Source organism: Streptomyces sp. V2I9, from assembly GCF_030817475.1.
Taxonomy (GTDB): Bacteria; Actinomycetota; Actinomycetes; order Streptomycetales; family Streptomycetaceae; genus Streptomyces.
This window is the reverse complement of the sequence record NZ_JAUSZJ010000002.1, coordinates 3,212,425-3,227,562: the sequence shown is the minus strand read 5'-3', so window position 1 is coordinate 3,227,562 and position 15,138 is coordinate 3,212,425. Positions and strand designations below refer to the sequence as shown.

The 15,138-nt window shown below is 71.7% G+C and carries 13 protein-coding genes, 1 tRNA gene and 1 pseudogene; 3 read left to right on the top strand and 12 right to left on the bottom strand.

The annotated features are described in order from the left end of the window. The first annotated feature begins 96 nt into the window (after window positions 1–96). Both QFZ71_RS14165 and QFZ71_RS14160 read left to right on the top strand, forming a co-directional pair. Window positions 97–1,671, top strand: coding sequence for a DHA2 family efflux MFS transporter permease subunit (locus QFZ71_RS14165; RefSeq protein WP_307668581.1), 1,575 nt, complete (start codon window positions 97–99; stop codon window positions 1,669–1,671). A gap of 107 nt (window positions 1,672–1,778) precedes the next feature. After that, complete coding sequence (locus tag QFZ71_RS14160) at window positions 1,779–2,645, top strand: TetR/AcrR family transcriptional regulator (RefSeq protein ID WP_307668580.1); 867 nt, start codon at window positions 1,779–1,781, stop codon at window positions 2,643–2,645. A 178-nt stretch (window positions 2,646–2,823) separates the two neighbouring features. Here QFZ71_RS14160 and QFZ71_RS14155 read toward each other — a convergent pair whose 3' ends face one another. The 5 genes and pseudogenes from QFZ71_RS14155 to QFZ71_RS14135 all read right to left on the bottom strand — a co-directional run bounded on the left by QFZ71_RS14155 (window position 2,824) and on the right by QFZ71_RS14135 (window position 8,475). After that, a complete protein-coding gene (locus tag QFZ71_RS14155; protein ID WP_307671455.1) occupies window positions 2,824–3,810 on the bottom strand; it encodes an NAD(P)-dependent oxidoreductase in 987 nt (328 codons plus the stop codon). 169 nt (window positions 3,811–3,979) lie between these two features. Next, window positions 3,980–4,123 (bottom strand): annotated as a pseudogene (locus QFZ71_RS14150) (PPOX class F420-dependent oxidoreductase); the annotation flags it as partial. A 146-nt stretch (window positions 4,124–4,269) separates the two neighbouring features. Beyond that, window positions 4,270–5,088, bottom strand: a complete 819-nt coding sequence (locus QFZ71_RS14145) for a YceI family protein (RefSeq protein WP_307668579.1) — start codon at window positions 5,086–5,088, stop codon at window positions 4,270–4,272. Between the two features lie 294 nt (window positions 5,089–5,382). Beyond that, complete coding sequence (locus QFZ71_RS14140; RefSeq protein WP_307668578.1) at window positions 5,383–7,932, bottom strand: MFS transporter; 2,550 nt, start codon at window positions 7,930–7,932, stop codon at window positions 5,383–5,385. 30 nt (window positions 7,933–7,962) lie between these two features. Next, window positions 7,963–8,475 carry a MarR family winged helix-turn-helix transcriptional regulator gene (locus tag QFZ71_RS14135; RefSeq protein ID WP_307671454.1) on the bottom strand — a complete coding sequence of 171 codons (513 nt, stop codon included), beginning with the start codon at window positions 8,473–8,475 and terminating at the stop codon, window positions 7,963–7,965. 257 nt (window positions 8,476–8,732) lie between these two features. On the opposite strand from QFZ71_RS14135, the gene QFZ71_RS14130 reads away from it, so the two are divergent. Beyond that, the gene (locus tag QFZ71_RS14130) at window positions 8,733–8,948 is read left to right on the top strand and encodes a hypothetical protein (RefSeq protein WP_307668577.1); all 216 of its coding nucleotides are present in this window, start codon (window positions 8,733–8,735) and stop codon (window positions 8,946–8,948) included. A gap of 711 nt (window positions 8,949–9,659) precedes the next feature. Here the strand turns inward: QFZ71_RS14130 and QFZ71_RS14125 are convergent. From QFZ71_RS14125 to QFZ71_RS14095, 7 genes are all read right to left on the bottom strand, one after another. Further along, window positions 9,660–10,526, bottom strand: coding sequence for an RNA polymerase sigma factor SigF (locus QFZ71_RS14125; protein ID WP_307668576.1), 867 nt, complete (start codon window positions 10,524–10,526; stop codon window positions 9,660–9,662). Window positions 10,527–10,760: 234 nt separating this feature from the next. Further along, window positions 10,761–11,639 carry an RNA polymerase sigma factor SigF gene (locus tag QFZ71_RS14120; RefSeq protein WP_307668575.1) on the bottom strand — a complete coding sequence of 293 codons (879 nt, stop codon included), beginning with the start codon at window positions 11,637–11,639 and terminating at the stop codon, window positions 10,761–10,763. Window positions 11,640–11,862: 223 nt separating this feature from the next. After that, window positions 11,863–12,156, bottom strand: coding sequence for a Dabb family protein (locus tag QFZ71_RS14115; protein WP_307668574.1), 294 nt, complete (start codon window positions 12,154–12,156; stop codon window positions 11,863–11,865). Between the two features lie 10 nt (window positions 12,157–12,166). Beyond that, window positions 12,167–12,331, bottom strand: coding sequence for a hypothetical protein (locus QFZ71_RS14110; RefSeq protein WP_307668573.1), 165 nt, complete (start codon window positions 12,329–12,331; stop codon window positions 12,167–12,169). A gap of 1,350 nt (window positions 12,332–13,681) precedes the next feature. Beyond that, window positions 13,682–13,769, bottom strand: a tRNA-Ser gene (locus QFZ71_RS14105). 90 nt (window positions 13,770–13,859) lie between these two features. After that, a complete protein-coding gene (gene tadA / locus QFZ71_RS14100; RefSeq protein WP_307671453.1) occupies window positions 13,860–14,288 on the bottom strand; it encodes a tRNA adenosine(34) deaminase TadA in 429 nt (142 codons plus the stop codon). 288 nt (window positions 14,289–14,576) lie between these two features. Next, window positions 14,577–15,128: a hypothetical protein gene (locus QFZ71_RS14095; protein ID WP_307671452.1), complete on the bottom strand. Its 552-nt coding sequence runs from the start codon at window positions 15,126–15,128 to the stop codon at window positions 14,577–14,579. Window positions 15,129–15,138: the final 10 nt, after the last annotated feature.

Here is a 15,138-nt window from a genome sequence, read left to right as displayed (position 1 = left end):
CCCCCGCCGCCGCCCGCCAGGCGTCCGGCGTCCGGCCGCCGGTCCATCGACCCATCGACCAGTTCTCCCCCGACCCATGGATCCCAAGGAGCCCGTATGACGGCGCCCGCCGCACCGCGATCCGACCTCGCCCCCCAGGGGCATCCGCAGCGCTGGCTGATCCTCGGCGTCATCTGCCTGGCCCAGCTGACGGTGCTCCTCGACAACACCGTTCTCAACGTCGCAATCCCCTCCCTCACCACGGAACTGGACGCCTCCACCGCCGACGTGCAGTGGATGATCAACGCGTACTCGCTCGTCCAGGCGGGTCTGCTGCTCACCGCCGGCAGCTCCGCCGACCGCTACGGACGCAAGAAGATGCTGATCGTGGGCCTCGCCCTGTTCGGCGTCGGCTCGCTCGTGGCCGGACTCGCACAGTCTTCGGCCCAGCTCATCGCCGCCCGTGCCGGGATGGGCGTCGGCGGGGCGCTGCTGCTCACCACCACGCTCGCCGTGGTGGTGCAGATCTTCGACGACACCGAACGCGTCAAGGCGATCGGCATCTGGTCGACCGTCGCCTCCCTCGGTTTCGCGGCGGGCCCGCTCTTCGGCGGGTTCGTCCTCGACCACTTCTGGTGGGGCGCGATCTTCCTCATCAACATCCCGGTCGCCCTGATCGGCCTGGTCGCCGTCGCCCGGCTCGTACCGGAGTCGAAGACCGCGCAGGGGCAGCGCCCCGACCTGGTGGGCGCGCTGCTCTCCACGGTGGGCATGACCGCCGTCGTCTTCGCGATCATCTCCGGGCCCGAACACGGCTGGTCGTCCGGCCGGGTGCTGCTGACGGCGTTCGTCGGCGTCGCCGTGCTGACCGGCTTCGTGCTGTGGGAGCTGCGCATTCCGCACCCGATGCTCGACATGCACTTCTTCCGGAACCAGAAGTTCGTCGGTGCGGTGGCGGGTGCCCTCCTGGTCGCCTTCGGGATGACCGGATCGCTCTTCCTGCTCACCCAGCACCTGCAGTTCGTCCTCGGGTACGGGCCGTTGGAGGCGGGGCTGCGGACCGCCCCGATGGCACTCACCGTGGTCGCCCTCAACCTCACGGGCGTCGGCGCGCGCCTGGTCCAGAAGCTCGGCACGCCCGTCGTCATCGCGGCGGGGATGAGCTGTCTCGCGGCCGGTCTCGCCGCCATCGCGGTGCTCGGACGGCACGGGTACGGGGGCATGCTGTTCGGCCTGGCCGTGATGGGCGCGGGGATCGCGCTCGCCATGCCCGCGATGGCCAACGCCATCATGAGCGCGATCCCGCCGGAGAAGGCCGGGGTCGGTGCGGGGGTGAACGGCACGCTCGCGGAGTTCGGCAACGGCCTCGGGGTCGCGGTGCTCGGCGCGGTGCTGAACGCCCGGTTCGCCGCCCTCGTCCCGGCGGCGGTCGGGGCCTCGTCGCTGCCGGCCGCGCTCGCCGCCGCCGGGACGCCGGGAGCCCGCGCGGAGATCAAGGACGCCTTCGCGTCGAGCCTGGAGGTCAGCCAGCTGGCCGGAGCGGTCGCGGTGCTGGCGGGCGGCCTGCTCGCCGCGTTCCTGCTGCGCCGGGCCGAGCGGGCGGAAGCACGGGCGTCCGGGGCCGGGGTGGCCGGGCAGTCTCCGGTGGAGAAGGCCGGGGACCGGGCAGACTCCGCGGGACCGGCGGCATAGCATCGGAGCGGACGCCCGTACCGGACCGCCAGCGTCCGGTACGCCGTCCCTTCCAGCAGGACGGACGGCCCGGCGAGGCGGTCCGAGCGAGACGAGGAGAGTGCGCCATGGTGTCCGAGCCCGGGTCCGACCGCGCGAACGCCCCCGGAGACGGGACCGTGCCCCCGGCAGGGAACGGCTCCGCGGCCGAGCCGGCGCACGGCGACGCGTCCGGGGCCGCGAACAGCGCTCCGCGGACCAGCGTGTGGCTGGACCGGCGTGCCCCTTCACGATCCCGCCGCACGGAGTCCCCGGCCGGCCTGGACCGCGACCGGATCACCGAGGCGTCGGTGCGGCTGCTGGACGCCGACGGGCTCGCCAAGTTCTCGATGCGCCGGCTCGCCGCCGAGCTGGACGTCACCGCGATGTCCCTCTACTGGTACGTCGACACCAAGGACGACCTCCTGGAGCTGGCGCTCGACGCGGTGTACGCCGAGATCACCCCGCCCCGCGAGGGCGCCGCCTGGCAGGACCGGCTGCGCGAACTGGCCCGCAGCTACCGCGAACTGCTCGTCCGGCACATCTGGATCTCCCCGCTGGCCGGGACCTTCCTCAACATCGGCCCCAACTCCATGCTGTTCGCGTACGCCGTCCAGGACATCGTCCGGGCCACCGGCCTGCCCCTGGAGCGGCAGACGGGCGCGCTCTCGGCGGTTTTCCAGTTCGTGTACGGATTCGGCACCGTCGAGGGCCACTTCAAGGCGCGGTGCGACGCGACCGGGCTCACCCAGGACGAGTACCACCAGCAGGCGATGGGCACGATCCGGTCGCAGCCCCACCTGCGGAAGATCGTCGAGTCCTCCGAGGACCTGATGGCGGCACGGGGCGGGAAGACGGTGGAGGAGATGCGCGAACGGGACTTCGGCTACGCGCTGGACATCGTGATCGCGGGCATCGAAGCGGTACGCGACCGGACCGGCGCACCGGCCCGCTGAGACCACGCGTGCGTGCGGATCATGCCGGGCTCGCGGGACCCGGCCCGATCCGCACGACGGGTCCCAGGGGCCGGCGGCCACCCCGACCCGGCCGGCCGCTCCAGGGCCACCGGCCACCGCGGCCCGGTCGCCCGACCGCTCAGGCCACCGGCCCTGACGGCCCGGCCCGGCCGGCCCGTCAGTAGCCGCGCCCCACATCCACGGTCAGCTCCGGCCACCGGCCCGCCGTCACGGCCTCCCAGGCGGCGGTGAAGTCCACGACGACGTCCTCGTCGGCGGTGATCCCCGAGGAGTGCGAGGTGATGACCGTACGGGGCAGCCGCCACACCGGGTCCTCCGGCGCGGCCGGTTCCTTCGGCAGGACGTCCAGCACGGCCCGCCGTACGCGGCCGTCGCGCAGGGCGTTCTCCAGCGCCGCCATGTCCACGGTCGCGCCGCGCCCCACGTTGACGAACGTCGCTCCGCGTACGGCCGCGAACCGGTCGGCCCCGAAGAAGCCCGCCGTGGCACCGGTCAACGGCAGCGTGGACACCACCCAGCGGGCCTCTCCCAGCGCCTCGGCGTCCTCGGCGGCCCCGATCACCCGGTCGAAGCCGGGCACGACCCGGACGGACCCCGGCTGCGGTCCGGTCCGTGTGGTGCGGGCGACGCCCACGGTCCGTACCCCGCAGGCTCCCAGGAGCCGCCCGACAGCCGCACCGGTGCGGCCGGTCCCGTAGACCAGGGCGGCCTGGCCGGCGATCAGCTCGGTGGGGAGCTGTTCCCAGTGCGCGCGGGCGTGCTGGGCGGTGAACGCGGGTACGGCCTGGCACTCGGCGAGCACCCACCCCAGCACGTACTGGGCCATCCGCTCGCCCATCCGCCCCACGGTCCGGGTCAGGAGCGCCGAGGCGGGCCAGGCGCCCGCGCCGAGCAGCCGGTCCGTCCCGGCGGTGACGCTGTGGAACCAGAGCAGCCGGTCCGTCCGCAGCGCTCCGGGCAGCGAGCCGCCCACGCACAGGTAGGGCTCGTCGGACGGCGGTGGGGCGTCCGCCAGCGGCTCCGCCCCGCGCCCGGCGATCCGCTCCACCTCCCGTACGAGACCGGCGTCCAGGGAGGGCGAGACCAGCAGCCGGGCCCGCGCGAGGGCGTCGGGCGCGGGCAGCGGGGGCGGGGGTACGGGCAGCCCGCAGCCGAGGAGGGAGTGGGGCTGACCGGCGGAAGGCGGCGGCAGGACCTGACCGGCGGCCCTGTCGGCGGTGCCCCCGGTGGTCGCGGTGCCGTCGGCCGTCCCCCCTGTGGTCGCGCTCACGGCAGCCGTGCCGCCCGGCTCGGTGTGTGCGGTCATCGCGCGGTCAGCTCCTCGGGGCCAGGTGGGCGGGGAAGCCACCGGTGGCGACGGGACCCCGGCGCTCCGGGGTGACCCGGATGATCGACGTGCCCTGCCTCACCATCGCCGCCCGGTACTCGTCCCCGCCCGGATGCTCGCCCGAGACAGAGCTCCACGGCGGTGTCGGTCGCGATGTTCGGTGCCATGCCCACCACCCTACGACCGCCCCCGGCCACCGTCCGGGCAACGGTTCACACGCCCGACGGGGCCTGGCCGCCGCACGGCGGCCCCGGCCCGCGCGACCGGCCGGACCGGTCACGGCATCGGCAGCGCCTCGCCCTGGACCGCCTGGATGTCCAGCTCCACGCGCAGGGTCGTGCCGATCGCCGAGATGCCCGCCTGGACGACCTGGTTGTAGTTCATCGCGAAGTCGTCGCGGCGCAGTTCGGCGGTGGCGTGGAAGGCCGCACGAGTGCCGCCCCACGGGTCGGGCCCGGTGCCGAGGTAGGTGAGGTCGAGGTCGACGGGCCGGGAGACGCCGTGCATGGTCAGCTCGCCGTGCACGGTCCAGCGGTCCGGCCCGGCCGGGGCCAGGGCGGTGGAGGTGTAGGCGATCTCCGGGTACCGGTCCACGTCCAGGAAGTCCGGCGAGCGCAGGTGTTTGTCCCGCATGCCGTTGCCGGTGTCGATGCTGGCCGCCCTGATCACCGCGCCGACGCGGGAGCGCCCGATCTCCGGGGCGATCTCGATCCGGCCGCCGAAGTCGGTGAACCGGCCGTGCACGCTGGAGATCCCCAGGTGCTGGGCGACCGCGCCGACCGAGGAGTGCGCCGGGTCCAGCGACCAGGCGCCGGGCGGGGGCAGTTGAACCCCGCCCTGCCGGGCCAGCACGATCTGGCCGCTCTCGATCCGGCCGCTCGCGGTGACGAGGGCGGTGGAGGCGGCGGGGGCGTACCCCACCGCCGTGACGATCACCGTGTACGCGCCCGCCGGCAGGGAACCGTCCGTGCGGACGGTCCCGTCCTCGTCGGCCGCGGCGCGCAGCACCTGGGCGCCGGTCATGTCGGTGACGGTGACGACGGCATGCTGGACCGCCCAGCCGTCCCGCGTCCGTACCTGTGCGCGAAGTCCCATCCCGTATCTCTCTCCTAGCTCGATGACCCCCGTCGCCCGGCCGGGCCCGTAAGGCACATGAGTCGGGCCCCGGAGCGGGCACGGCAGGCCGTCCCCTGCTCGCCGTGCCCGCCGCCGGGGCCCGTTTCCACCCGGCCGCGACAGCCTCTCCGCTGGAAGTGCCGTCCGACCAGGGGCCTCCGCGATCCCTTCACCTGTTCACATGAAGATCACGTGCACCCGCATGTCGCTTCCCCCGCGTGCACGCGCTCACGCACCGGAAGGATCTATTCCTTGCCCGGTGCGGGACCGGTCTCACTCGCCGGGGTGGGCGAGTTCGATGTCGTGCCCGTCGACTCCGGGGCCGCTCACGGTCAGCGATCCGGCCACCGGCGGGTAGCCGGTCGCGATGACCGCGTACTCGCCCGCGTCCAGGTCGGTGAAGGCGTACGCACCGTCCTCGCCGGTCGTCGCGGTGGCGACCACGTTGCCGGCCGCGTCGAACAGCGTGACCCGCGCGTCGGTCAGCGGGCTGCGGGCGGACCCGGCCCGCACGACGCCCCGGACCAGCGCACCGGACCGCAGCGAGGCCTCGACGCGGGTGACGCCCTGGCCGCCGATCTCCACCGGCAGCGCCAGCGGACGGAAGCCGGCCGCGGTGACCGCGACGGTCACGGAGCCCGGAATCAGCTCGCCGAAGGCGAACTCACCGGCCGCCCCGGACGTTCCGGTGGCCAGGACATCGCCCCGGACATCGGTGACGACGACCATCGCGCCCTCGACCGCCGCCCCGGAGCCCTCGGCCCTGACCGCTCCGGCCAGCCCGCTCGTCCCGGACAGCAGGATGTCGAAGGCCAGCGGCTCCTCGCCGACGACCACCGTGGACGCCTGCGGCTGGAAGCCGTCGGCGGAGGCGATCAGCACGTAGCTGCCCGCGCCGGGCGCGTCCAGGAGGTAGCCGCCGTCCGGCCGGGCGACGGAACGCCCGAGCTGCCGGCCGCCCAGCGAGATCAGGGTGACGGCCGCGCGGGAGACCGGAACGCCCTCCGCGCCGCGCACCACACCGTGGACCGGGATGCCCTGGACGCTCTCGTACGCGGTGGGGGCGTCGGCCTCGTGCGTGTCGACCGTGGTGACCCCGGCCGCGCCCTCGGAGACGAGCCCGGCCGCGCCGACCGCGGCGGGCACCGGGGCCTCCGCCGTCTCGACGGCGGCCGGAGCCGGGGCGGGGGCGTCCTGCGAGGACTCTGCGGGGGCGTCGTTCGCCGCGCCGGTCTTCAGGGCGACCTCCTTGATGAAGATCGTCACGATGAAGGCGACGAGCGCGGCCGGAGCGGCGTACAGGAAGACGTCGCCGACGCCGTGCCCGTACGCGGCCTCCATGACCAGCCGGAACGGCTCGGGCAGCTTGTCCAGGTCGGGGATGCCCCCGCCGCCGGTGCCGCCGTGGCCGAACTTCGCGCCCTCGGGGCCGAGCGCGGCGAGGCCGTCCTTGACGTAGTGGGTGACCCGGTTGCCGAGGACCGCGCCGAGCGCGGAGACACCGATCGCACCACCGAGGGAACGGAAGAAGGTGACGACGGAGCTGGCGGAGCCGAGGTCCTCGGGCGCGACCTGGTTCTGCGTGGCGAGGACCAGGTTCTGCATCATCATGCCGATGCCGAGGCCCATGACGAACATGAAGACCGCGACGTGCCAGTACGGGGTGTCGTACCGGATCGTGCCCAGCAGCCCGAGCCCGGCCGTGACCAGGAAGCCACCGGTGACCAGCCACGCCTTCCAGCGTCCGGTCTTGGTGATGACCTGACCGGAGACGGTCGAGGACAGGAAGAGCCCCGCGATCATCGGGATGGTCATGACACCGGACATGGTCGGCGACTTGCCGCGCGCCAGCTGGAAGTACTGGCTGAAGAAGACGGTGCCCGCGAACATCGCGATGCCGACGAACAGCGAGGCGATCGAGGCCAGCGTGATGGTGCGGTTGCGGAAGAGGCGCAGCGGGATGATCGGCTCGGCCGCCCGCGACTCGATGAACACGAAGATCAGGCCGAGCAGGACCGAGCCCGCGACCATCACGTACGTCTGCCACGACAGCCAGTCGTACTTGTCACCCGCGAAGGTCACCCAGATCAGCAGCAGGGAGACGGCGGCGCTGATGAAGAACGCGCCCGACCAGTCGACCTTCACGCCTTCCCGCTTGACGACCGGGAGCTTCAGGGTCTTCTGGAGCACGATCAGGGCGATGACCGCGAACGGCACACCGACGTAGAAGCACCAGCGCCAGCCCATCCAGCTGGTGTCGGTGATGACGCCGCCGAGCAGCGGGCCGCCGACGGTGGCGACGGCGAAGACCGCGCCGAGGTAGCCGCTGTAACGGCCGCGCTCACGCGGGGCGATCATCGCGGCCATGACGATCTGCGCCAGGGCGGAGAGACCGCCGACGCCGATGCCCTGGACGACCCGGCAGGCGATGAGCATGCCGCTGCTGGTCGACAGACCGGCGACGACCGAGCCCAGGACATAGATGATCAGGGCTATCTGGACCAGCAGCTTCTTGCTGAAGAGGTCCGACAGCTTGCCCCAGAGCGGGGTGGTGGCGGTCATGGACAGCAGCGAGGCCGTCACGACCCAGGTGTAGGCGCTCTGACCGCCGCCGAGGTCGGAGATGATCTCGGGCAGGGCGTTGGAGACGACCGTCGACGACAGGATCGCGACGAACATCCCGAGCAGCAGCCCGGTCAGCGCCTCCATGATCTGCCGGTGTGTCATCGGCGTGCCGTCGGAGGCGCCGGGACCGGTGTGGCCCGCGTGCCCTCCGTGCTTGGCGTGGCCGCCCCGCACACCGGTGGGTGTGGTCGTAGCCATTGAGTTCCTATCCGTGCGTATTTGCTTCTGTTACACAGGTGTACGGGTGTGAGCCTCGTCGCCGAGGCGGTTCCTGCACTCCCCGGTATGGCTTCCGGGGGCGCAGCCACCCGCTCCGCGACAGGCGAAGCTGTCGCGGAGCCGGGACAGCAGCGCGTTGAGCCGGCCGACGTCCTCGTCGGACCAGTCCTGGAGGTTGTGGGCGAACACCTCGGTGGTCCGCCGGGTCAGCTCGTCGAGCTGGGCGTGTCCGCCGGCGGTCAGCCGCAGGATGCGGGACCGCTTGTCCGCCGGGTCCGGGCACCGCTCGATCCAGCCGCGATCGGCTACATGGGCCACGTGGCGACTGGTCACCGACATGTCCACGGACAGCAGTTCGGCGAGCCGGCTGATACGCATCTCGCCGTGCCGTTCCAGCAGGGTCAGCACGGCGGCGGACCCCGCCGGACATGCGGCGGGCAGGGCGCGGGCCAGCCCTCTCTTGACGGCTCCGACGGCGCTGAGCTGCCGGGCCAGCTCCTCGTACCTACTCCTTGCCGCCACGGGGACCCCCAGCACACTCACGACTATGTTGTTGCTTAGGGCAACGATAGAAGCCGTTGGTTGCTACAGGCAAACGAAAACGGCCTTGCAGAAGTAAAGGAACGCCAAAGCCTCCGTAGGGTCCGGGTCAAGCCCGGTACGGGGCCGCGTCGCCGCAGGTCGGACGGGGTGACGGGCCGCGCCGCCGCAGGTCGGACGGGGTGCCGGGCGCCCCCGGGGGTTGGGCCGGAGGCCCGAGTTCGCTAGGGTCCTGCCCCATGGCACACAACCCCCACGCCCCCCAGCCGGGCCCCGAGGGCAACCACGACCCGGCGGGCAGCACGCAGATGTTCCGCGCCTTCGTCGACGAGGGCGAGCCGCAGCGGCGGCAGCAGCCCGCGGCGACCTCGTCCGGGCCGAAGGTCGGGGTGATCGCGGCGGTGGTCGCGATCGTCGTCGTCCTCGGCGCGGTGGCCTGGCTCGCCCTGGGCTGACGAGGGCGACGAGACGTACGGAAGCGCGTGCCGGTGCGACAGCGTGACCGCACTGCTGCACGCGTGACCGCACTTCGCTCCAGGTACCGCACGTACTGCTGCACGGCAGCGACTGCACGACCCGGCCGCACGGGGACGGACGGCGGAGCCGCACAACGACGGCCACCGCCCCGCCTCGGGCGGCCCTCGTGCGTTCCGGACCGTTTCGCCGGGTCACTCCCCCGCAGCGGAGACGCTCTGCGTCTCGATGCGCATGCCCCGGCCGTGTACGGGTTCCGTCGGCTGAGCCGGGTTCCCCTTGCCCCGCTGTCCTGCTGTCCTGCGGCTCTGTCCCGTGACGGCCGGCCGTCCGCTCACGTACCCGCCAGGGCCGTCCTCGGGCGCCCGCTGAGCCCGCGCGCACCGGGGATGGGGACGTGGAAAGGGAGGCGTACCGGTCCCATGCCCTCCGGGCGGCGTTCACCGTCAGCACTGTGGCCCTGCCGCGTGGTTGACGGGCCGTCGTGTGGGCCTGGCGTAACCGGATCGCGGAACGAAGGTCCGGGAGCGGCCAGGGCGATGGACCGGGGGCCGGGCAGGGAGGCCGACCGGGAGGCCGGGCCCGCACCAAAAATCGTGCCGGGGATCGCACCCGGGGAGACGGGCCCGGACCAGGGGCCGGCCCCGGAGCCCGGAGGCCCGGGCCCCGCCCGGACCCCGGACCGGAGCGGATCAGTCCGCGATGAGCCCTTCCCGGAGCTGGGCGAGCGTACGGGTCAGCAGCCGGGAGACGTGCATCTGGGAGATGCCGACCTCCTCGCCGATCTGCGACTGCGTCATGTTCGCGAAGAACCGCAGCATGATGATCTGGCGCTCACGCGGGGCGAGCTTGGCCAGCAGCGGCTTGAGGGACTCGCGGTACTCGACGCCCTCCAGCGCCGTGTCCTCGTACCCGAGGCGGTCCGCGAGCGAGCCCTCGCCGCCGTCGTCCTCGGGGGAGGGGGAGTCGAGCGAGGAGGCGGTGTAGGCGTTGCCGACGGCGAGACCGTCGACCACGTCCTCCTCGGAGACCCCGAGCGCGCGGGCCAGCTCCGGCACGGTGGGGGAGCGGTCCAGCTTCTGCGCGAGCTCGTCGCTTGCCTTGGTCAGGGCGAGCCGCAGTTCCTGGAGCCGGCGGGGGACCCGCACGGACCAGGAGGTGTCGCGGAAGAAGCGTTTGATCTCACCGACGACGGTCGGCATCGCGAACGTCGGGAACTCGACGCCCCGTTCGCAGTCGAACCGGTCGATCGCCTTGATCAGGCCGATCGTGCCGACCTGGACGATGTCCTCCATCGGCTCGTTGCGACTGCGGAACCGCGCCGCGGCGTACCGCACCAGCGGGAGGTTCAGTTCGATCAGTGTGTCCCGCACATAGGTCCGCTCCGGACTGTCCGTTCCCTCGGGGCCCGAGGCGGGGCCGAGCGCGGCGAGCCGCAGGAACAGGGAGCGGGACAGCGTGCGGGTGTCGATGGCTTCCGGTGAGCTGGTGAGCACGGCGGGTGCCGGCACGCTCTTCGTGAGCGTGAGCACCTTCGAGCTGCCCTGTTCTTCGGACATGCCACCCCCTTGAGGTCGCGGACGGTCGCGGCGGCCGCGACCATCGGAGGAACGCAGCCTCCACCTGAATACCGGAGGTGGGGCTGCGGCAAACGCGCTTCGAGCAGAATGTCACATGTCGGCAACGCGCTGTAGTGACATGTCGACAAGTCGGCGCCGAATCCGCCCTGGAAACAGGGGGTGTGGCCCTTATATGCCGTCAGAACTGCTCTCTGGACGGTCTACCCGTTCCGGTTACGCCTCGATCCTGTTTGCGGATCTCAGTCGGGCGAAACTTCTGGCCAGAAGTCTTGACACATGCATCTGGGAGACACCCAGCTCCGCGCTGATCTGAGACTGGGTCAAGTTGCTGTAGTAGCGCAGGAGAAGGATGCGCTGCTCGCGTTCGGGAAGCTGGACGAGGAGGTGGCGTACGAGGTCGCGGTGTTCGACGCCGGCGAGCGCGGGGTCCTCGTAGCCGAGCCGGTCGAGCAGCCCCGGCAGTCCGTCACCCTCCTGGGCCGCTTCCAGGGAGGTCGCGTGGTACGAGCGCCCGGCCTCGATGCAGGCCAGCACCTCGTCCTCGGGGATCTTCAACCGCTCGGCGATCTCGGCGGTGGTGGGGGAGCGGCCGTGAGCGGTCGTCAGGTCCTCGGTGGCGCCGGTGACCTGGACCCAGAGTTCGTGCAGCCGGCGGGGGACGTGGACGGTGCGCACGTTGTCGCGGAAGTAGCGTTTGATCTCGCCGACGACGGTGGGCATGGCGAAGGTGGGGAACTGGACCCCGCGCTCCGGGTCGAACCGGTCGATGGCGTTGATCAGGCCGATCGTGCCGACCTGGACGACGTCCTCCATCGGCTCGTTGCGGCTGCGGAAGCGGGCTGCGGCGTACCGGACGAGGGGGAGGTTCGCCTCGATGAGTGCGGCCCGGACCCGGCGGTGCTCCGGAGTGCCCCGTTCCAGGTTCTTCAGCTGGCCGAAGAGGACCTGGGTGAGTGCTCGGGTGTCGGCGCCGCGGGCCCTGGCGGGCCGGGCGGAGGGGTCCGGGGTCTCGGTCCGGACGTCCTCGGCCAGGACGGTCGGGTCGGCCTGGACGGCCTGGGGAGGCACTTGAGGCGCTGTACTGGCCGGCACGGTGTCGCCACCCCTTTGCGGTCAACTACGGTCAACTCATCCGTCAAAAGCGGTCATAGCATCACAAGACATGTGCACTATGTGCAAGCACCGCATAGTGCCGTGTTGTGGGCATATGGGTTTAAAGCTCATGAAGGAACCCCCCGCCCGAGGGGCGAGGGGTTGATGGAACCAGTCCGGGAAGCAGGCAGGGGGAACGCACCGCCCGTGCCGCCGAGAGTGGTCAGAAGGGGTAATCGGCGATCACCCAAGTGGCGAATTCCCGCCACTGTGCGGCGGCGGCCTGGTGGGCCGGGTGCTCGATGTACCGCTTCAGCGCGTCCTCGTCCGCGACGGCGGAGTTGATGGCGTAGTCGTACGCGATCGGCCGGTCGGTGATGTTCCAGGCGCACTCCCAGAACTCCAGCTCCGGAATCCGCCCCTCCAGCTCCCGGAAGGTCCGGTCCCCGGCGACGACCCGCGGGTCGTCGCGCTCGACGCCCTCGTTCAGCTTGAAGAGGACCAGGTGGCGGATCATCGGAGGTCTCCTACTTCACGAGTTCTGACATGAAGTCACCGACGCTCTGCGCGGCGGTGGAAATGCCCTCGAACCCTATCTGGACCAGCTCGGCGGCCCGCCGCGGAGACACGATGATCGTGTACAGCACGAAGACCACCAGTATGTAGATGATGATCGTCTTTGCCTTGGCCACAATCCTGCCTCCCCGTCGGCCCCACGTGCGATCGGGCGATTGTATCCGCACGGATGGTCGTATCCGGTGGCCGTTTTTGATCACTGATGGGCACTTTAAGGACCTATGGCCCCGCCATCGAGGTCTTTCGCCGGACCTCGCGCCCTCCCCGACCCGGCAGCATGGATACCGAGCCCGACGGGACCTGGCAGGACCCGTCCGGCCGGAACGGGGCCTCACTGTGGGGCCGGCCGCCGCGTGACTCCCCCTGACCGCGACGGCCGGCCGTAGGCCCTGTTCTCTTCGGGGGAAGCGGCTTGTCCCCCCGATGCCGCTTCCCCCGACCTGATCCGTGGACCGGAACGCCCGGCCGCCGTACACCTTCTGTACGGCGGCCGGGCGTTCCGCTGTCCGGCCTGCGGAAGGCGCACGACTGGTCCGGACGGGGGGAGCCCCGCGTGCGCGGGGGCGAGAGTTCGTGGCCTGCGGGTTTGGGCGGCGGGTTGGGGAAGTGGGGAGAGACTTCCCCAACCCGCCTTCTTTCCCTATCGGTTGAAGAAATCGAAGCTCGGGGCCCGAAGTCGGAGGTTCGAGTCCCGAGCTTCGGGAGACTCACGGGCTTGCCTTCGCGCAGGGCGGTGCGTAGCCAGTCGTGGCTGTCCTGGGCCGGCAGCTTGTCTGCCAGAGGTCGGCCGTTGCGATGGCGAGCGGGCGGCGGTTGTTCTCGTGACCGTCCAGACCGGCATCCTCCGGCAGATACGCCGCGCGATCAGCCACCGTCTCGGTCGCGGGAATGAAGGTGAGCCGGGAGCGGAGTCAGCGCGGATGGTCCGTGGCCTTTCCGATGCTGCGGACATCGGCGATGCTGACCGTCGAGATCGCGGCCGCGTGCCCCTCGGCCTGAGCGACCTTGGGCATCAGCGTGATCCTGCGGTCCTCGCAGGCCAGGAGCGACAGGGGCGGTGCATCAAGGATGAGAGGACGCGGGGGAACGCCGGGGCTGCTCGCCCGTGCCATGCTCGACGGGCCTCTTCGATCTCCTCGGGGGTGAAGGGGCCGTGTTCGTCCTCGTGGGCCTCGACGCTCTCCCTGGTCCTGGTCGGGGCGAGGGCGTGCTCGGCGGCTTCGGAGACGAAACGGGAGAAGCCCCGGGAGCCTGTGCGGGCTTCGACCTCGCTCGCAGGTGACCGCAAGCGACCAGGGAATGGTGGCGCTCTTCTTTGCGGTGGTCTCGTCCGGAGGCGCGTACTCGGCAGCCCCACCGCACGCTCCCACCAGGAGTGGGATTTCGGTCCAGCCGTGTTCCGTCTCGTGCCGCACGCAAACACCCCCTCGATCGCGTTTCCGCATGATCGAGGGGGTGTTCAGAAGCGGTAGCGGTGGGATTTGAACCCACGGTGACGGGTTACGCCACACTCGCTTTCGAGGCGAGCTCCTTCGGCCGCTCGGACACGCTACCGAGAGAGAGCTTAGACCATTCCGGGGCGTGGACAGAAATCGGTTCCCGGCGGCGGGGGCGTGCCTGGTCAGGCGGCGGTGTCCTGTCTGGTCAGAGGGTGTGGAAGAAGGCTGTCAGCTGGGCGGCGCACTCCGGCTCCAGGACGCCGCCGATCACCTCGGGGCGGTGGTTCAGGCGGCGGTCGCGGACGACGTCCCAGAGGGAGCCGGCCGCGCCCGCCTTCTCGTCGCGGGCGCCGTAGACGACGCGGTCCACCCGTGACTGGACCAGGGCGCCCGCGCACATCGTGCAGGGCTCCAGGGTGACCACCAGGGTGCAGCCGGTCAGCCGCCATGCGCCGTGGGCCTCGGCCGCCCGGCGCAGGGCCAGGACCTCGGCGTGGGCGGTGGGGTCGCCGGTGGCCTCGCGTTCGTTGTGGGCGGTGGCCAGTTCGGCGCCGTCGGGGCCGAGCACGACGGCGCCGACCGGCACATCGCCGGCCGACGCCGCCCGCGCCGCCTCCGCCAGGGCGCGGCGCATCGGGCCCTGCCAGGGGTCGCGTACGGGGTCGGGCTCCGGCACGGGTCCCCGTACGGGGTCGGGCACCGGTGCGCGTACGGGTTCCCGGCCGGGGTCGGGTGAGGGGAGCGGCGGTCGTGCGGTCACCCGCGGACCCTAACGGACGGGAGGGAGCGCGAGTGGGGTGGCGGCTGCCCGCCGGGAGGGGTGAGGGAGGGGAGGGAGTAGTGACTGACGTCGGTGAGTGGTGAGTGGTGAGTGGTGGGTGAGTGTGGTGGGGGGACGGGGGCGTGGTGGTGGTCCGGTCGGTCAGCGGACCGTCTCCAGGACCTCCGTCGCTCCCACGGCCTCCGCGATCTCCCCGAGCGCGTCGGTCTGCAGGGTCAGCAGTTCCTTCTCGGACATCCCGAGGTCGGCCAGGAGGCCGAGTTCCCCGATCGGGCCCGCCGGAACCGCGTCCGGGTCGGAGGCTTCGTCCTGGTCGGCTGCCGCGGTGGCGGAACGGTTCGGTTCGCCGTCCTCCGTGCCGTCGAGGTCGACGAGCTCCTCCAGGGCGGCGATCTCGTCCTCGGCCCCTGGTTCGCGGCCGAGCATTTCGTCGGTGAGCAGGATCTCCCCGTACGAGGAACGGGCGGCGGCGGAGGCGTCCGAGACGTAGATCCGGGGGTCCTCCTCACCGTCCACGCGGACGACGCCGAACCAGGCGTCCTCCTGCTCGATGTAGACCAGGACCGTGTCCTCGTCCACCGAGGCCTCCCTGGCCAGATCCGTCAGATCGGACAGGGTCTCCACATCGTCGAGCTCTGTATCGCTCGCTTCCCACCCGTCTTCGGTGCGCGCGAGCAGTGCGGCGAAGTACACCGTGACTCTC

Bases quoted from the DNA above. Each gene is read 5' to 3' on its own strand.
- QFZ71_RS14165 (WP_307668581.1), top strand. From the start codon at position 97: ATGACGGCGCCCGCCGCACCGCGATCCGACCTCGCCCCCCAGGGGCAT.
- QFZ71_RS14160 (WP_307668580.1), top strand. From the start codon at position 1,779: ATGGTGTCCGAGCCCGGGTCCGACCGCGCGAACGCCCCCGGAGACGGG.
- QFZ71_RS14145 (WP_307668579.1), bottom strand. From the start codon at position 5,088: ATGGGACTTCGCGCACAGGTACGGACGCGGGACGGCTGGGCGGTCCAG.
- QFZ71_RS14140 (WP_307668578.1), bottom strand. From the start codon at position 7,932: ATGGCTACGACCACACCCACCGGTGTGCGGGGCGGCCACGCCAAGCAC.
- QFZ71_RS14130 (WP_307668577.1), top strand. From the start codon at position 8,733: ATGGCACACAACCCCCACGCCCCCCAGCCGGGCCCCGAGGGCAACCAC.
- QFZ71_RS14125 (WP_307668576.1), bottom strand. From the start codon at position 10,526: ATGTCCGAAGAACAGGGCAGCTCGAAGGTGCTCACGCTCACGAAGAGC.
- QFZ71_RS14115 (WP_307668574.1), bottom strand. From the start codon at position 12,156: ATGATCCGCCACCTGGTCCTCTTCAAGCTGAACGAGGGCGTCGAGCGC.
- tadA (WP_307671453.1), bottom strand. From the start codon at position 14,288: ATGCGCCGCGCCCTGGCGGAGGCGGCGCGGGCGGCGTCGGCCGGCGAT.